Consider the following 17,351-nt stretch of genomic DNA (forward strand, 5'->3'; position numbering starts at 1 on the left):
CCCTCTGACGAGGGAGGTGTCATCGCGAAGCGATGACGGAGGGAGAGAAAAAGAGCGGCCGTAGGCCGCGGGGAAATCGAATCGGCCTTCGGCCGATGCCTTATCTCCCGCGGTCTACGGCCGCTCCTGTCTCTCCCCCACCCGGCTCCGCCGGGAGCCCCCTCGTCAGAGGGGGCCTAGGGGAACTTAGGCCTGGCGCTTGCGCCAGACCGTCAGGCCGATGCCGGCGGCGGCGGCGATGGCGGCGAGCGTCATGACCGCGGCGACGGCGGAACCGGTCGAGGACAGACCACCCTTGGCGGCCGTCTTACCGCCCTGCTGGTCCTTCTTGTCGGACTTGTCGGCGGGCGCGGACGGCTCCGGCTTGGGTTCGGGCTTGGGCTGCTCGGACTCCGTCAGGGCGTCGAAGGCGGTCTTCAGATCGCTGTAGGCGGTCTCGACTTCGGGCTGGGTGGCGTCCTTGTTCGCGAGCACGTCCTGCGCGGCCTTGAGGGCCTTCTGGAACGCGTTCCAGGAGTCGTCGGTGTAGTCGCCCTGCTTGGTGTCCTTCACCTGATCGACCAGAGCCTGCAGCTTGGTCTTGTCCACGGTGGCCTCGATGTGCTTCAGGCCGTCGAAGGCGGTCTTCAGATCGTTGAGCGCACCGTTGACCTCGTCCTGGGTGGCGTCGGTCTTGGCGAGCACGTCCTCGGCGGCCTTGAGGGCCTTCTGGAACGCGTTCCAGGAGTCATCGGTGTAGTCGCCCTTCTGGGTGCCCTTCACCGAGTCGACGAGCTTCTGCAGCTCGGTCTTGTCGACCTTGGCGGCCGGAGTGGACGGCGTCTCGATGTCGATGTTGTCGGTCTCGTCGGTGGACTTGACCGGCTCGACACCGTTGAGGTGCAGTACGAGGGCCTTGGACTTCGGGGCCTCCGGGCCGGCGCCGATGTGGGCGGCGATGCTCGTGTCGCCCTTGTCGGCGAAGACCGCGGTGCCGGAGTCGGACTGGCCGGCGTCGCCGAACCACAGGTACGGGTTCAGCGCGTCGAAGGCGAAGACGTCGCTCTTGTCGGACACGGCGGAGCCGGTGGTGGACACGTTGGCGGCGGCGGAGGATTCGATCTGCACATAGCCCTGCATGTATGCGGTCTTCGAATCCTTCGTGATGCCGAGCTTGGAGAGCTTCACCGGCAGCAGCACGATGTTGGAGTCGGCCACGGTGGAATCCGGAATCGGCTCGGAGTCGATCACATCGCCGAGGGCCAGGCCCTGACCGTTGTTGTAGACCTCGTAGGTTTCGGCCCACACGGCGTCGGTCGCGGTGGACTTGCCGGAGATGGGCTCGGCGGTGCTGATGGAGACGAAGGCGTCGACCTGACCGTCGCCGTTGGAATCCAGCAGCACTTCAGGGATGAAGTTGTTGCCGAGACGCGACCAGGTCTTGTCGGTCTGGACGCCGATGGTCAGGTATCCGGCGGACGGGTCGGACAGCTGGCGGGCGGTGGAGGAGAAGCCGACGGCGCGGATGTCGCCGGCGGCCGCGGAACGGGAGGTGTCGACGCTCGTGGCCTCGTCCCCTGCCGGGTCCTCGGTGAGCAGCTGCATCGGAGCGACCTGCGAGGTGTAGTTCTCCTCGCCGTCGCCCTGCGCGAAGCCGGCGTCGCCGGAGAGCTTCAGTGCGCCCTCCTTCGAATCCTTGGCGAATTCGAGCGAGGACTTGGTCGAGACGGACGGACGCGGCGCGGAGGAGACGGCCACGCGCAGCGGGGAGAACGCGGCGTCGGAGCCCTCGGCCGGGGCGAGACGCACGATGCCGCTGGCATCGGTCACGTAGTTGCTGTCACGGGTGGCGAGGCTCGGGTTCTTCGCCGGCTGGGTGGTGTCGCGCGTGTGGCGCAGCGCGGAGCGGTCCGGGATGCTCAGCGTCACGTTGAACGTGGCGGAGCCGTTGGCGGGCACGGCGAGCGTGGACTTGTCGACCGTGTAGGTGACGCCCGGGGTCTCGGTGCGCGGCACGTAGGCGACGTTGTAGGTCACGGCCTTGTCGGAGGAGTTGGTCACGGTGAAGGACTTCGTCGCGGTGTAGCCGTCGGCGGGCACCTGCACGATGCCGAACTGGCCGGTGACGGCTGTCGGGTCGTCGCTGGCGGCGACGGTGACAGGGTTGTTCACCGCGTCGAGGGCGTCGATGCGGCCGGTGCCGGAGCGGATCGGGCTCGTCGCGGCGCCGCCCTTGCTGATCGTCACGTCATGGTCGGCGGTGTTCATCACGGCGGCCTTGACCTGCTCCGGGGTCCAGCCCGGATGCGCCTGGAAGGTCAGCGCGGCCACGCCGGAGGTGAGCGGGGTGGCCATCGAGGTGCCGCTCATGACCTCCGGCTTGGTGCCGGTGCCGGCGGACGCGGAGACGATGCCCACGCCGGGGGCGGAGACGTCGGGCTTGACGGTGCCGTCGGCGGAGCCGTGGATGCCGCGGGAGGTGAAGTCGGCCACGGTGTCCTGGAAGTCGGCGGAGTAGTCGACCTTGAGGCTCATGCGCTGGTCGGAGGAGAGCTTGACCTCGAGCGTGCCGGCGTCGAGCGCGGACTGGATCTTCTCCACGCCCGGAGCGGTGACCTGGAAGCCGGGGATGCCGGCGTTGCCGGCGATGCCGGCGGACGGCAGCTTGGACTGGGAAGCGAAGATGATGGCCTTCGCGCCGGCCTTCTCGGCGTTGTTGAAGCGTGCGCCGGAGCCGCAGACCACGTTCGCGTCATCCCATTCGACCCACGCGATGTTGCCCTTGACGGCCTTCGCGTCGGCGTCGGAGTAGGCGGCGCAGCCGTTGAGGTTGTTCGGGTCGGAGACCTTCACGACCTTGCCGGTCACGGAGAAGTCCTCGAGCTTCGTGTAGTTCTGCGAGTACTGGCCGGGCAGCGCGGTGCCGGCGATGTCGCTCGGGGCGGTCGCGGTGATGGAGTCCTGCAGCGTGCCGCCGGACTGGCTGGCGGCCACGGCGAGGGAGCTGGTCGCGGTGGCCGGGCTGCCCATGATGTCCGTGAAGTCGCCGTCGTTGCCGGCCGCGACCACGGAGAGCACGCCCTGCTTGGTGAGTGCGTTCACCTTGGCGGTGTCCGGGTCGTCCGGGGTGCCGTAGCCGCCGCCGAGGGACATGGAGAGGATGTCGATCTTCTTGCCTTCGGGCGCGTTGACGAGGTTCTTGGCGACCCAGTCGAGGCCGGCGCCAACCAGACCGGTGGAGCCGCCGTTGTCGCCGAACACCTTGACGGAGTAAATGCCCGCCTGCGGCGCGGAGCCGGGGGCGACGGTCATCGCGCGCACGTCGGCTTCGGAGATCTTCGTGTAGTCGGAGTCCTTGGCGCTCGTGCCGTCGGCCTTCACGCCGTAGCCCGCGGCGGTGCCGGCGACGTGGGTGCCGTGGTGGCCGCCCTTGCCGTCGATCGGGTTCTCGTCCGGGTTCGGGGTGACGTGCACGTTGTCGTTCGGGTAGTAGTCGGAACCGGCGAGATCGGTGCCGCCGAGGAACTTGTTCGTGTCGGCGAGGCCGGCGGGCACGGTCGTGGAAGCGAGCGCCTGCTCGTAGGCCGCGGTGGTGCCGGGGCCGCCGAAGTCGGCGTGCGTGTAGTCGAGACCGGTGTCCATGATCGCGATGTTGACGCCCTTGCCGGTCTTGCCGGTCTGCGTCCACGTGCTCACGGCGCGCACGAGCGCGTCGTTGTTCGCGTTGGCCGGGTTCGCGTTGGTACCGGCCGCGGTGGTGTCCGCCGTGCTGGCGGTGGTCGCGGTCTTCAGCGTGATCGGGCTGATCTTGACGACGTCGCCATTGTTCCCGGCGAGCGTGCGCAGCGCGTTGGCGTCGGCGTAGACGGCGACGCCCGGAACGGTGTACGAGGTGGTGTACACGAGCTTGGCGTTCGGGTCGAGCTTCTTGAGCTGGGCGAACACGTCGTCGGCGGTCGCGGCGGACTGCTCGGCGGCCGCGTTGGCGGCGGCCTTCATCGACGTGCGTGCACGGGTCGAACCGCCGTTGTTGCTGTAGACGGACAGACCGCTCTTGCCGACGGTCTGGATGAACACGAGCTTGGTGCCGGTCGCGTCGGCGAGACGCGACGAGATGTTGGCGTACTGCAGCGGGGTGCCGGTCGCCGGTGCGGCCGACGCGGTGGCCACGAACGACCCCGCGGCCATCGCCGCGCAGGCCGCCGCGGCGGCCCAGCGCATCCATGTGGGTTGCTTCATACCTCTCCTTTTCAGGTGTTCTGCGACCGGATGCGTCGAACGTGCGCGGGGGTATGGCGGAACGCGGATGCGTCGAGACGCTCCCGTGTGATTCAGCTTCGAGTCCCCCGTGCGCGTGCGTGAACCGCCCGCGATAAACGTCTGCATTGTATGGACGCGATTGTTTCCGTCGCCCGTCCGTCCGATTGGTGACACGGTGCCCGCCATGCGGCGATACCGTGGCCCGCGGCCCGCCGCCGGCATCGTTTTCGTTGCCGTTTCAGCGTTTTCAGGCTTCCTTCACATCGTTGTCCGGGCTGTGCCGAATCGCCGCGATACGACGTTTTTCTGGATGTTTCTGAAGATTTTCTTGCATGAATCCTGCATAATTCACATACGCTTGGAACCGTTGCCGTGCATGGCATGCACGATGATTTCGATGCCGGTCGTCAGCCGGAATCTTTCATTGTTTTTACAAGCCTGTAACACGATTCTCGTTTTTCCGTCACGAGCCCTGTCGCCTCCCTCTGACGAGGGAGGTGTCATCGCGAAGCGATGACGGAGGGAGAGAAGCAAAGCGGCCGTAGGCCGCAGGAAACGGAATCGGCCTTCGGCCGATGCGGTGTCTCTGTGGCCTGCGGCCGCTGTCTCTCCCTCAGTCGGCCTGCGGCCGCCAGCTCCCTAACCCCCTCAGTCCGGCCTTTGGCCGGCCAGCTCCCCCTGAAGGGGGCGCAAGAAAATCGACATGCGCGAAGCGCATGATCTTTTCCCTTGCGCCCCCACGGATGTGGGGGAGCTGTCGCGCGAAGCGCGACTGAGGGGGCCGGCGGTTTCATACCGTGGAGGCAATCGTAAAAATTTTCTTTCATAATTCCCGCGGCGCTGGCGGCATTGGAACGATGGGGCTGTGAGGACCGAATCATCCGGTCCGCACAGCCCCGTCTTTTGATTGTTTTTACTTCGGCGCAACATGATGTTCTTCCGTTTCGAGAATTTTTCATAACATGGGGCCACTTTGATCGGGAAACCTGGACGTGCGCACCTTGGCAGTCAAGGAAAGGGGAGTCGCGGCAACGGGCGGGGAAGGATCGAAGCGTCACTCGGAAGGGAGTCGAGAACATCATGAACATCACCACCACGCGCAAGGCCCTGGGCGGGCTGTGCGCGGTCGTGCTCGGGCTGACGAGTCTGGGCGCCGGGACGATGACGGCCATCGCCCAGACCGCGCAACCCGGCCAGACGCAGGCCGCGACGTCGCAGACCACGGCGACGGGCACCGCCGCCAAGTCCGCCAAGGACGACTACACGCTCACCGGCGCGGACGGACAGGCCGCCCCCGTGCAGTCCTCGAACGGCGACGACGCGCTCAAGGCCGCCACCACGCCGCAGCAGGGCGCACCGGATCTGAAGAACGCGAAGACCTTGCCGGACACGGTCAAGCTGAACGACATGTTCCGCTACGAGGCCGCGTCCACGTCCGGCGCCAAGCCCTCCGACGCCGACGCGTTCGCCGCGGACGGCGTGGCAGACACCGGCACCGGTGCCGCAGACAGTGCCCCGGCCCCGGCCTCCGCAACCGCCGCCAAGGCCGAGATGACCCTGTTCCCGCAGACGGTCACGCACAAGGAGCTGTCCGACCGGCGCGCCATCGCCATCCACGCGTCCGGCTTCGCCGCGGGCGAGGCCATCGCGTACGAGGTGGCCGGCCCCGGCGACCCGCTGTACAACATGACCAAGTACTTCGCCGGCTACGCCGACAAGAACGGCAAGTGGATCAACACGATCAGCTACCTGAACGCCGACTACGCGCGCAAGGGCGACTACACCGTCAAGCTCACCGGCATGAAGAGCGGCGCGAGCGTCGAAGACAAGTACACGATCACCGATGATCCGGCCGAGCTGGCCGCCGGCACCGCGAAGATCGAGCCCGCCTCCGCCACGGTCACCCAGTACGACATGCGCTTCACCGGCATGAAGTTCACCGCCTCCGGCTTCAAGGCCGGCGAGGAGGTGAAGATCTACGCGGTGACCTCCCTTGGCGACGCGCAGGCCATCGACGACTACAAGGCCTCCGCCGACGGCACCGTCTCCGACGCCATCGTCACCCGCACCGCCGTCGGCCTGACCGGCGTGTTCCAGCTGGTCGCGGTCGGCACCGAATCCGGCGCAGCGAAGGCCGACTTCACGATCGTCGCCAACGACGACCCGTTCGCCGACGCGGTGGACAGGAAGGCCGCCGACACGGTTAAGCTCACCATCGACCCGAAGCGCATCTCCCAGTACGCGCTCGGCCTGCAGGGCCTCAAGTTCACCGTCGACGGCATGCAGAAGGACGAGAAGGTCGAGTTCATCCTCACCGACCCGAACACCGGCTTCCAGACGGCGTACAACATGCTGCCCACCACCTACCCGAAGCCGGTCGAGGGCCAGTACTCCTCGCCGCTGTACGACACGTCGCTTGCCGCCAAGCCCGGCACCTACGCGGTCAAGGTCGTCGGCACCAAGTCCGGCTACGTGACCGGCAGCTACGAGGTCTACGACGACACCAGCATCACGATCGACCCGAAGATCGTACCGACCGGCGAATTCGCCAAGCACGTCAAGGACGGCGTCGCCACGATGACCCAGTCCGATCTGCTGGCCGACGGCGCGATCACGTTCAAGGCCACCGGCTACGTGCCCGGCGACTACACGGAAAGCTACATCATCAACCCGAACGGCTCCCAGATGCCCGGCGTCAGCGGCCTGACCGGCGACGACGGCACCTACGTGGACGACGGCAGCTACTGGAAGGCCCCGAACAACTTCGGCGGCCGCAGCGGCTACAACAACGCGCTCGTGCCCGGCACGTACACGCTCGTCGTGGCCGACCACTACGCCAAGAGCCGCATCTACAGCCAGATCGCCATCAAGGTGACCGACGACTCCAAGACCGCGCCCCGCGGCAAGGTCGCCGTCTCCGCGAACACGATCAGCGCCTACGACCTCTACAAGAACGGCCTCAAGCTGGACGTCAGCGGCTTCAACGCCTCCGAGCTCGGCAGCCTGCTCATCACCACGCCGAACGGCACGCCCGCCATCGCCAGCCCGATGACGCTCGGCGCCAACGGCAACTACGAGGGCACGTTCAAGGCCAACGATCCGGAGACCGCGCAGACCGGCGAATACAAGGTCGCCTTCTACACCAACGACGCGGACCACCCGAAGCAGGAGGCCACGTTCACCGTGACCGACGACCGCGCGCCCGAAGCCACGATCGGCGTGACCCTCTCCGCCGACACGCTCACCCAGTCCGACTTCGCCAAGACCGGCCTCGACCTGAGCGCCACCGGCCTCGACGCCTACCAGTACGGCGACGTGCGCATCACCGAGCCCGACGGCACCACCGTGATCGCCGCCACGCTGCAGGCCGACGCCGACGGCGACATCAAGCTCGCCGCCCCGCTCAAGCGCGCCACCGACACCGCGCAGTCCGGCGAATGGACCGTCCAGGTGAAGACCAAGGACTACCACCACGGCGAGGCCACGTTCGCCGTCACCGGCGACAACAAGCCGGCCGGCGTCGACAAGACCGAGCTCAAGCGGCTCGTCGACAAGGCCGCCGCGCTCAAGGAATCCGACTACACGGCGGAATCCTGGGCCGGTCTCGCCGCCCCGCTCGCCGCAGCCAAGGCCGTCCTCGCCAAGGAGAACGCCACCCAGGCCGAAGTGAACACCGCGTGGGGCGACCTCAACGCCGCGATCGACGCGCTCGTCGCCGCCGCCAAGCCCAGCACGGCCGATAAGACCAAGCTGCAGGATCTCGTCGCCAAGGCCGAGACGCTGGACTCCTCCAAGTACACGGCGGAATCCTGGGCCGGTCTCGCCTCGCCGCTCGCCGCGGCCAAAGCCGTCCTCGCCAAGACCGACGCCACGCAGCCGGAAGTCGACGCCGCCTACCGCGACCTCGCCGCCGCGATCGACGCGCTCGTCGCCAAGAGCGAGCCGACGCCGCAGCCCGGTTCCGGCGCGGGCGCGGGTGCCGCGAACGCCGGCACCGGCGCGGCCGCGACCTCGCCGCTGGCCTCGACCGGCGCATCCGTGAGCCTGCTGGCGGTCGGCGCGCTGCTGACCCTCGCCGGCGCCGCGATGCTCGCCAAGGCGCGTAAGGAGCGTGCGTGATGGAACACTCGGATAAGGAGAACAAGATGAACGCAACGCGCGCGACGATGTCGCGTTCGAAGAAACTGGGCGTCGCCGCGCTCGCCGCCGGACTGGCGTTCGCCACCGCGGCCGGCGTGATGATGGCCGTGAACGGCCCGGCGGTGGACATGAGCGGCGTCGTGCGATACAGCGCGCCGAACGTCGCGGACTACACGGCGCAGGCCGGCGCGCTCGGCGACGGTCTCAACGCGGCCATCGCGCATGATCTCGACATGAGCGGCGCGAAGTATCTGGCGCTCGCCGACGCCGGCCGCGCCGGGGCGGCGACGGTCAAGTCGCTGGGGAGCGGCGTGAAGGCGTCATGGATCGACGGCGACGGCACGCTGCACGTCATCGCGTCCGACGCGGCGACGGCGCGACGCGCGTCCGCCGCCGGCGCCGACGCGACGACCTCCGATCCGCTGGGACGTGAGGCCGCCGCGAAACAGGCGTCCGACGCCTCCCGCACCTACTACGCCGACTACACGGACGGCACGGTGAAGTCCTACGCGAAGAAGTCCCTCAAACTCACCTCGGGCGGTCTCGCCGCGGGCGACTTCATCGGCGGCACCGGCTACATGGTGACGACCACGTCGGGCGGCAACGCGCGTTGCTCCGCCGGATTCGCCGGCACCGACGGCTTCGGCCAGAACGTGAACCTCACCGCCGGCCACTGCGTCGAAGGCATCGACACCGGCGTGCAGATCAAGGCGATGACCTTCCCGGTCCCGACCATCTACCTCGACCGCCAGTGGGGTCTCGACGACGCGCGCAACGTGGTCGGCCGCGCCGCGCAGGGCCACGTCGGCGACGAGAACGACGCCGGCGTCATCAACCTGTCCGAGAACACCTACCAGTCGTTGCCGCAGGTCTCCACCTGGGGCGCCGACGGCAAGGACGCCTCCCAGTCGAAGGGCGAGGGCCTGTACTCGCAGGACGACGGCACGCCGCTCGACGTGTACGACGGCTCCGACGTGATCGTCGGTATGCCCGCGTGCAAGTCCGGTTCCACCAGCGGCTGGACCTGCGGCACCATCAAGCGCGTGAATGTGAGCGAAAGCATCAACGCGGAAGGCGTGATGAAGTCGGTCTCCGGCTTCCAGTTCGACGCATGCATGCTGTCCGGTGATTCCGGCGGCGCGATCGTCTCCGGCCACTACGCGATCGGCATGGACTCCTACGGCAACATGGACAGCTGCGCCGACCGCGACAATCCGGACGCGGTGGCCGGCGGCTTCGCGTTCATCGCCGGAGACCACAACGCCGAGAAGATGTTCGGCGATAACTTCAACCTGACCATCAAGGTCGGCGAACCGGTGATTTCGGCCGCGGACGCGCAGTCCGTGTCCGGCACGGTCGATGCGGCGACCGGTGCGAAGGTCGCGGTGTCGGTGGACGGCAAGTCGTACACGACGGTCGTCAAGGACGGCGGCAAGTGGTCGGTGCGTCTCGGTGACGGGCTCGCCACGGGTTCGCATGAGGTGAAGGCGACTGCGTCGCTCAAGGCCGCGGGCTCGGATCTGACGACCACGGGTGCGACCGCGAGCAAGCAGTTCACGGTCTGATCGCTTTCGGGTTGTAACCCCCCTCAGTCCGGCCTGCGGCCGGCCAGCTCCCCCTGAAGGGGGCGCGGAGAACGGTCATGCGTTGCACGCATGTCGATCTCCCTGCGCCCCCTTCAGGGGGAGCTGTCGCGCGAAGCGCGACTGAGGGGGTAAACGCGGCTGAGGACGAGGAGGATGATAATGGTGGATGACTTGACCGACGAGTGGGAGGAGATGACGGCGATGGCCTACGACGAGCTGCCCGAGGTGTTCGAGGTCAGCGACCGCCGCGTGCTGCGCGTCATCACGAATCCCATCCGCTACGCGGCGCTGTCGGAGCTATTCGAAAGCCACGAGCCGCTGACCGCCACGCAGATCGCCGACGCGGTGGGCGTCAGCCCCAGCGTGATGAGCTACCATCTGCGCGAACTCGGCAAGGTCGGCATCATCCATCGCGTCCGCGGACTGCGCGACGGACGCGAGGCGCCGTGGATGCCGAGCGCCAAGCAGTACCGCATCGTCGTCAGCAAGGAGCCGAGTCATGAGGCGCGCATGAAACTGATGGACGCCGTGCTCGTCGCGATGCGCGACCGCATCGAACGCATGATCGTCGCGCGTGCCCGGAGCCGCGCCGTGCCGCCGAACGACGCCAGTCCCTACACGATGCTCTCCACCGGCAACCTGGTGCTCACCGAGGAGGAGGGCATCGCCGCGCAACAGGAGGTCCGCGCGATCTGGCGCAAATACGAACAGCTTAGCGACGGGCGCAAGCCGGGACGCTACCCGGTCAACGCCGTCTACGTGTGGTCGTGCCTGCCCGACGCGGCACGTGACGGCGCTACGCGTGACGGCCACGCGCGTGACGGCGGCAGGCGCGGCACCGGTGGACGTGCGGGCGCCTCCCGTACGGCTAGAATCGCCGGTGTGTCGCCGAAAAACGTTGGAAACAAGCCGTTTTGGGGAGTTGTTTAAAAAAGGTTTGCATATTCGTTATCGTTCTGTTATAGTGACGCACTGTCAGTTTCCTTAGCAGGGTTGCTACTCAAGATTTCGAGGCAAGACCTGAGGCGTGAGCCAAACCATAGGAACATGCACCCATAAGGTGCGGGTTCCACGGTCCCAGACTCTTGCCCCAGGTCTTTTTCGTTGTCTGGGCCAATGCCGACCTGACACGTGGGAAGCTGCGACATATGGAATGAAGGAAATGGAGAACACGATGTCGCATCAGGACGATGTCAAGGCGATCATCACCGCCGTCGGTGGTGCCGCCAACGTCAAGTCGTTGACGCACTGCGCCACCCGACTGCGTTTCGAACTCAAGGACGGGGGCAAGGTCGACCAGGCCTCCCTCGACGCCAACAAGGTCGTGCTGGGCGGCGTGCCGCAGTCCGGCGACCGCTACCAGGTCGTCATCGGCGGCCAGGTCGCCTCCGTGTACGACGAGATCATGCACCTGCCGGAGATGGCGGGCCTCGGCGCCGGCACCGTCCCGGACGACGACGGCGATGGCGAGATGTCCAACGCCGAACTCAAGGCCGCGGAACGCAAGAAGGGCATCCGTGGCAAGGTCGCCTGGCTCGACAACTTCTTCGAGTATCTGGCCGACTCCTTCCGCCCGATCCTGGGCGTCCTGCTCGGCGCGTCCATCATCATCGCGCTCGTCAACCTGGCCATCTCCCTCGGCCTCGTCGAGAACGACACCGCCACCACCGGCCTCGTGTTCATCCAGGCCATCTGGAAGGGCGTGTTCTACTTCCTGCCGATCATGATCGCGTACAACGCGTCCAAGAAGCTGAAGGTCGATCCGTGGCTGGGCGGCTCCATCATGGCCATGCTCATGACCCCGCAGTTCATGACCACCCTGCAGGATCCGAAGCAGTGGGGCGACGCCGTCAAGTGCGTCAAGGTGATGGGCAACACGCAGTGCACCACCACCGTGTTCGGTCTGCCGATGCAGATGTCCGACTACTCCGGACAGGTCTTCGTGCCGCTGCTCATGGCCGCCGTGCTCGCCCTCGTCTACCACGGGCTCAAGAAGATCATCCCGGATTCCGTTCAGCTCGTCTTCCTGCCGTTCTTCTCGATGATCATCGTCGGCGCCCTGACCGCCTACATCATCGGACCGCTGGGCGTCTGGGCCGGCAACGGCGTCGGCGTCGGCCTGTCCTGGATGAACTCCCACGCGCCGTTCATCTTCGCCATCGCCATCCCGCTGCTCTACCCGTTCCTCGTGCCGCTGGGCCTGCACTGGCCGCTCAACGCCCTGATGCTCATGAACATCCAGACGCTCGGCTACGACTTCATCCAGGGCCCGATGGGTACGTGGAACTTCGCCTGCTTCGGCGCCACCGCCGGTGTGCTGTTCCTCTCCATCCGTGACCACGACGACCAGATGCGCCAGACCTCCATCGGCGCCCTCGCCGCCGGCCTGCTCGGTGGCGTCTCCGAGCCGTCCCTCTACGGCATCCACCTGCGCTACAAGCTCATCTACTCCCGTATGCTCGTCGGCTGTGGCGTCGGCGGTGTCGTGATCGCCGTCATGGGCTGGCTGTTCCCGTCCTCCGTCGGCGTCCACGGCGTGACCACCACCACGTTCGCCTTCACCTCGCTGCTCACCATCCCGGTGTTCAACCAGATGTGGGTCTACGCCGTGTCCATCGCCGCCGCGTTCATCACCTCGATGGTTCTCATCATCACGCTCGACTACCGCACTCCGGAGCAGAAGGCCGAAGTGAAGGCCCGCGCCGCCGCCGCTGTCAAGGCCAAGGCCGGCAAGGGCAAGGCCGCCGTCGAGGCCGCTCCCGCCGCCGCCCCGGTCGCCGAGACCGCTGTTGAAGAGACCCCGGCCGCCCCGGCCGCCGACGCCGAGCCGACCACCGCCGTGGGCGCCCCGGTCGACGGCCACGTCGTCTCCCTCGACGACGCCGGCGATCCGGTGTTCGCCTCCCGCGCCCTCGGTGAGGGCGTTGGCATCCAGCCGACCGGCTCCGTCGTCAAGGCCCCGGTCTCCGGCGTGCTCCAGACCGTCGCCGAGACCGGCCACGCGTTCGGCCTCAAGACCGATGACGGCGTCGAAGTGCTCGTGCACGTCGGCATCGACACGGTCAAGATGAACGGCGAAGGCTTCGACGTCAAGGTCGCCAAGGGCGATCGCGTCAAGGCCGGCGATCCGCTCGTCGCCGTCGACTTCGACAAGGTCAAGGCGGCCGGCTACAGCACCACCACGCTGATGACGGTCCTCAACACCGCGATGCTCACGTCCGTCACTCCGAAGACGAACGTGGACGTCAAGGCCGGTGACGAGGTCCTCGCCATCGAGAAGTGATCATTCCGACGCGCCGGTTCCGGGCCCTCGGCGGATGATTCCGCCGCGGCCCGGGCCGGCGCGTCGGCTATGCTGAGCCTTATGGACGGATTCCGGCGGCGGCCTTCGGGCCGGGGCCGGTCCGGTCATGGGGTGAAAGGGATGTCATGGAAATACTTCGCGTCTTCAACAACAACGTCGTCCTCGCGAAGGACGGCACGCGCGAGGTGATCCTCACTGGCCGCGGGCTTGGCTTCAAGGCGAAACCCGGCATGACGGTCGATCGCACCAAGGTGGCGCGCGTGTTCGTGCCCGCCGACGGGCGCGACCCCGACCATCTCGCCCAATTGCTCGGCGACATCCCGCCCGAGGTCATCAAACTCGTCTCCGAAGCCATGGACCGAATCGGTCTGGGCGAGGAGGCGGCCCAGAATCCCACGCTCGTCATGGCCCTCGCCGACCACGTGTGCGGGGCGCTGCGCCGCGTCAAGAACGGCATCCCAGCCATCGCCTACCCCCTCACCGAAGAGGTGCAGACGCTGTACGAGCGCGAATACACGCAGGGGAAGGCCCTGCTCAAGGCGTTGAACACACGGCTCGGCGGCGTGCTGCCCGAGAACGAGGGCGTCGCGTTCGCGCTGCACCTCGTCAACGCCGGATTCTCGACCGGCGACCTGACCCACACGTATGCGATGACCGGCGTGATCCAGCAGCTGCTCGCCGTCATCGAAAGCACGTACGGCATCACGCTCGACGAACATTCCGTCAACGTGGGCCGATTCATTACGCATCTGCGCTACCTGTTCGTGCGCATCCACCAGCACAGCCAGCTGAAGCGCGAACCCGAGGCGATCGTCGCGTCGATCATGCAGTCCTATCCGAAGGCCGCCGAATGCGCCCGCCGCATCGCCGCGCTCATCGAGCTGCGCCTCGACACCACGCTCACCGAAGACGAAATCGCCTACCTCACCCTCCACGTGGCCCGAGTCAGCGCCGCCTGACGTTCGGTTCGGCCCTCTCCTTGCAGGGATGGTGCCTGACGTTCCTTCTGTTCTCCCGCAGGGAGGGTGGCTGTTTTTTCTTCCCTCCCCTTGCAGGGGAGGGTGGCGGCGAAGCCGACGGGTGGGGTAGTCGGGTCCCCCTCAGTCCGCCTCATGGTGGCCAGCTCCCCCTGAAGGGGGCACAGAAACAATGGACCCTACGCCCGGATCGGCTCCATCGTGCCGGTGGCGGACGGGTCACCGCCGGTGATCTCCGGCACGCGCACGATCAGCGCGTTCCGGTCGACGGTGAACCGGATGTGCTGCGTGGCGGGCAGCATGTCGCCGTCCACCTGCGCGGGCGTCGGCTTCTCCAGTACGAGTTCCGCGCTCACGCCCTGCACCTGGTCGATCGTCGAATTCGTGGAGAGCGGGTTCTGCTCCGCCTTGCCGGTGATCGTCTGATGCACCACGTCGCCGAACAGGTTCGCCCATCCGATGATGCCGCCCGTCGTGTCGATGATCTCGAAATCGAGCAGGCCGTCGTGGAACGAGGCGTTCGGCATCAGCGAGAACACGGGGATCTGGCCGCAGTTGCCGGCCATGAACGTGCGGAACACGAGTCCGCGCGTCGAATGCGTGCTGCCGTCCGCGCTCGTGATCGTCACGTTCGCACGGTATTTCGGCGCGAACAGGTTCTTCACGCCGCCCACGAAATACGCGAGCCAGCTGATGTTCTTCTTCAGTTCCGGATCGGTGTCGTCGATCATCGCCGCGTCGAAGCCGACGCCCGCGATGATGAGGAACGCGTGCGCGTGATCCTCCTCCGGGTGGTCGAGCAGCGCGAGACGGCCCATGTCCACGCGACGCGACCCGTGCGACGTGGCCACGGTGAGCGCCGCATCGATGTCGTCCACCGGAATGCCCATGTTGCGCGCGAACAGGTTGCCGGTGCCGATCGGCACGATGCCGAGCGCATGGCCGGTGCCGGACACGGCGGACGCGACCGTGCGCACCGTGCCGTCGCCGCCCACCGCGACGACCACGTCCGCGCCGTGCTCGAGCGCTTCGAGCGCGCACGCGCGGCCGTCCTTGTCGAGCTGCGTGTCGATGAACTCGACCTCGGTGAGCCCCTTCTCCTTGCAGAACCGTTCGATATGCGCGCGGCGCGCGGCGGCCTGCGGCTTCGACGGGTTCACGATGAACGCGTAATGCACCTGGTCGTCATCGCGTGCGACGAGTTTCTCGGCGAGACGGCGGCGCCGATACGCGCGAACGGCGAACGCGACGGCGACGATGACGGCGACGACGCCGAGGACTACTGCGATGATGACTGCGGCTGTGGGCATAATCCTTATTCTGCTCACTCGGCGCTAAGATTCCCGCATCGCCACGGAATAATTGAACGATTCCTGCACGTTGGGATGCGGGTCGGACCGGCCGGCTGGCGGGGGCCGGTCGCATGGTTCGCGTCGGTTGCGTGCCATGGTTGGCGTGGCGACGACGTGTTTGGCATGAAAGCGACTGCGTTGCCTGTCGGAGCAAGACCGCGATACAGGACAACGGGACCCCGCATCCCGCGTGTCGGCTTACGGCGGTAGGCTGGGCGGCATGCTTGATATTCAATTCATTCGCGAACACGCCGATGTCGTCAAGGAATCCCAGCGCGAGCGCGGCGAGTCCGTCGAACTCGTCGACGAGGTCCTGCGCTCCGACGAGGCGCGCCGCTCCTCCCTCAAGGAATTCGAGGCCGCCCGCGCCCAGCAGAAGGAGATCGGCAAGAAGGTCGCCGCCGCCCCGGCGGACGAGAAGGCCAAGCTGATCGCCGAGACCAAGGCGCTCGCCAACAAGGTCTCCGAGTACAAGGCCGCCGCGGACGCCGCGTCCGAGGAATACACCACCGCCATGTGGAAGCTGTCGAACATCGTCGAGCCGGAGGCGCCGGAAGGCGGCGAGGACGATTACGTCGTCGTCAAGAAGGTCGGCCAGATCCGCGACTTCGCGGCCGAAGGCTTCGAGCCGAAGGACCACCTGACCCTCGGCACCGAGGTCGCCGGCATCGACATGCGCCGCGGCGTCAAGGTCGGCGGCTCCCGCTTCTACTTCCTGCGCGGCCAGGTCGCCCGCATGCAGATCGCGATGCTCACGATGGCCGTCGACCAGGCCGAGGAGCACGGCTTCACGCTCGCCATCACCCCGACGCTCGTGCGCCCCGAAGTGATGCGCGGCACCGGCTTCCTCAACTCCCACGCCGACGAGATCTACCGTCTGCGCGAGCCCGACGACCAGTACCTCGTCGGCACCTCCGAGGTGGCGCTGGCCGGCATGCACGAGAACGAGATCCTCGACCTCGGCAACGGCCCGCTGCGCTACTGCGGCTGGAGCTCCTGCTACCGCCGTGAGGCGGGCGCCGCCGGCAAGGACACCTCCGGCATCATCCGCGTCCACCAGTTCGACAAGGTGGAGATGTTCGTCTACGCGAAGCAGGAGGACTCCTACGCGGAGCACCAGCACCTGCTGGAGATGGAGCAGGAGATGCTCGCCAAGGTCGAGGTGCCGTACCGCATCATCGACACCGCCGCCGGCGATCTCGGCTCCTCCGCCGCCCGCAAGTTCGACTGCGAGGCCTGGGTCCCGACCCAGGGCCGCTACCGCGAGCTCACCTCCACCTCGAACTGCACCGAGTACCAGGCCCGCCGTCTCAACATCCGCGAGCGCACCGAGGACGGCTCCACCCGCCCGGTCTCCACGCTCAACGGCACGCTGGCCACCACCCGCTGGCTCGTCGCGATCCTCGAGAACCACCAGCAGAAGGACGGCTCCATCGAGATTCCGAAGGCCATGCGTCCCTACATGGGCGGCAAGGAAGTCATCGAACCCACCAAGTGGGAGGCGTGACGCCCTCGCAGGCGTGACGCCCGCCTAGCCCGCCCCACACCCCCATGGTGCGGTAACACACAATCTCCATAACGTTGGAAAATGGCCGTTTTGGCCTACCGCACCATGGGGATTTCACCGCACCATGGGATGTCGGGGGCGGTTTATTGGTGCGGGGCGCGCCGCCGTGAAGGCGGAAGGACGTGTTCCGCACCTTCTGTATAATGAATCGTCGTGCATGCGGCCGAAACGGGGTGTGCGCGTATA

The 17,351-nt window shown here is 67.0% G+C and carries 8 protein-coding genes; 6 read left to right on the forward strand and 2 right to left on the reverse strand.

The features are described from left to right. Positions 1 to 186: 186 nt before the first annotated feature. On the reverse strand, positions 187 to 4,218 hold the full coding sequence (locus AC1AYD_RS02565) for a S8 family serine peptidase (RefSeq protein ID WP_476502878.1): 4,032 nt from the start codon (positions 4,216 to 4,218) through the stop codon (positions 187 to 189). Positions 4,219 to 5,319: 1,101 nt separating this feature from the next. On the opposite strand from AC1AYD_RS02565, the gene AC1AYD_RS02570 reads away from it, so the two are divergent. The 5 genes from AC1AYD_RS02570 (at position 5,320) to AC1AYD_RS02590 (ending at position 14,228) form a co-directional block, all read left to right on the forward strand. Further along, the gene (locus tag AC1AYD_RS02570) at positions 5,320 to 8,358 is read left to right on the forward strand and encodes a hypothetical protein (protein WP_476544642.1); all 3,039 of its coding nucleotides are present in this window, start codon (positions 5,320 to 5,322) and stop codon (positions 8,356 to 8,358) included. Then, positions 8,358 to 9,944, forward strand: coding sequence for a hypothetical protein (locus AC1AYD_RS02575; RefSeq protein WP_476502876.1), 1,587 nt, complete (start codon positions 8,358 to 8,360; stop codon positions 9,942 to 9,944). The genes AC1AYD_RS02570 and AC1AYD_RS02575 overlap by 1 nt, the downstream gene beginning before the upstream one ends. A gap of 180 nt (positions 9,945 to 10,124) precedes the next feature. Continuing rightward, positions 10,125 to 10,895 (forward strand): helix-turn-helix domain-containing protein, encoded by a 771-nt coding sequence (locus AC1AYD_RS02580; RefSeq protein WP_476544643.1) that lies wholly within the window; start codon positions 10,125 to 10,127, stop codon positions 10,893 to 10,895. 244 nt (positions 10,896 to 11,139) lie between these two features. After that, positions 11,140 to 13,248, forward strand: a complete 2,109-nt coding sequence (locus tag AC1AYD_RS02585; RefSeq protein WP_476544692.1) for a glucose PTS transporter subunit IIA — start codon at positions 11,140 to 11,142, stop codon at positions 13,246 to 13,248. Between the two features lie 146 nt (positions 13,249 to 13,394). Continuing rightward, positions 13,395 to 14,228, forward strand: a complete 834-nt coding sequence (locus AC1AYD_RS02590) for a PRD domain-containing protein (RefSeq protein WP_476544644.1) — start codon at positions 13,395 to 13,397, stop codon at positions 14,226 to 14,228. A 197-nt stretch (positions 14,229 to 14,425) separates the two neighbouring features. Here the strand turns inward: AC1AYD_RS02590 and AC1AYD_RS02595 are convergent, their stop codons facing one another. Then, on the reverse strand, positions 14,426 to 15,556 hold the full coding sequence (locus AC1AYD_RS02595; RefSeq protein ID WP_476531338.1) for a diacylglycerol/lipid kinase family protein: 1,131 nt from the start codon (positions 15,554 to 15,556) through the stop codon (positions 14,426 to 14,428). 262 nt (positions 15,557 to 15,818) lie between these two features. Between AC1AYD_RS02595 and serS the strand changes: the two genes are divergently transcribed. Beyond that, positions 15,819 to 17,105 carry a serine--tRNA ligase gene (serS, locus tag AC1AYD_RS02600; RefSeq protein ID WP_476544645.1) on the forward strand — a complete coding sequence of 429 codons (1,287 nt, stop codon included), beginning with the start codon at positions 15,819 to 15,821 and terminating at the stop codon, positions 17,103 to 17,105. The last annotated feature ends 246 nt before the right edge of the window (positions 17,106 to 17,351 follow it).

This window comes from Bifidobacterium sp. LH_426 (genome assembly GCF_056356875.1).

Excerpts from the sequence above, each read along its gene's own strand:
- AC1AYD_RS02580 (WP_476544643.1), top strand. The coding sequence starts at position 10,125 with ATGGTGGATGACTTGACCGACGAGTGGGAGGAGATGACGGCGATGGCC.
- AC1AYD_RS02565 (WP_476502878.1), bottom strand. The coding sequence starts at position 4,218 with ATGAAGCAACCCACATGGATGCGCTGGGCCGCCGCGGCGGCCTGCGCG.
- AC1AYD_RS02570 (WP_476544642.1), top strand. The coding sequence starts at position 5,320 with ATGAACATCACCACCACGCGCAAGGCCCTGGGCGGGCTGTGCGCGGTC.
- AC1AYD_RS02575 (WP_476502876.1), top strand. The coding sequence starts at position 8,358 with ATGGAACACTCGGATAAGGAGAACAAGATGAACGCAACGCGCGCGACG.
- AC1AYD_RS02595 (WP_476531338.1), bottom strand. The coding sequence starts at position 15,556 with ATGCCCACAGCCGCAGTCATCATCGCAGTAGTCCTCGGCGTCGTCGCC.
- AC1AYD_RS02590 (WP_476544644.1), top strand. The coding sequence starts at position 13,395 with ATGGAAATACTTCGCGTCTTCAACAACAACGTCGTCCTCGCGAAGGAC.
- AC1AYD_RS02585 (WP_476544692.1), top strand. The coding sequence starts at position 11,140 with ATGTCGCATCAGGACGATGTCAAGGCGATCATCACCGCCGTCGGTGGT.
- serS (WP_476544645.1), top strand. The coding sequence starts at position 15,819 with ATGCTTGATATTCAATTCATTCGCGAACACGCCGATGTCGTCAAGGAA.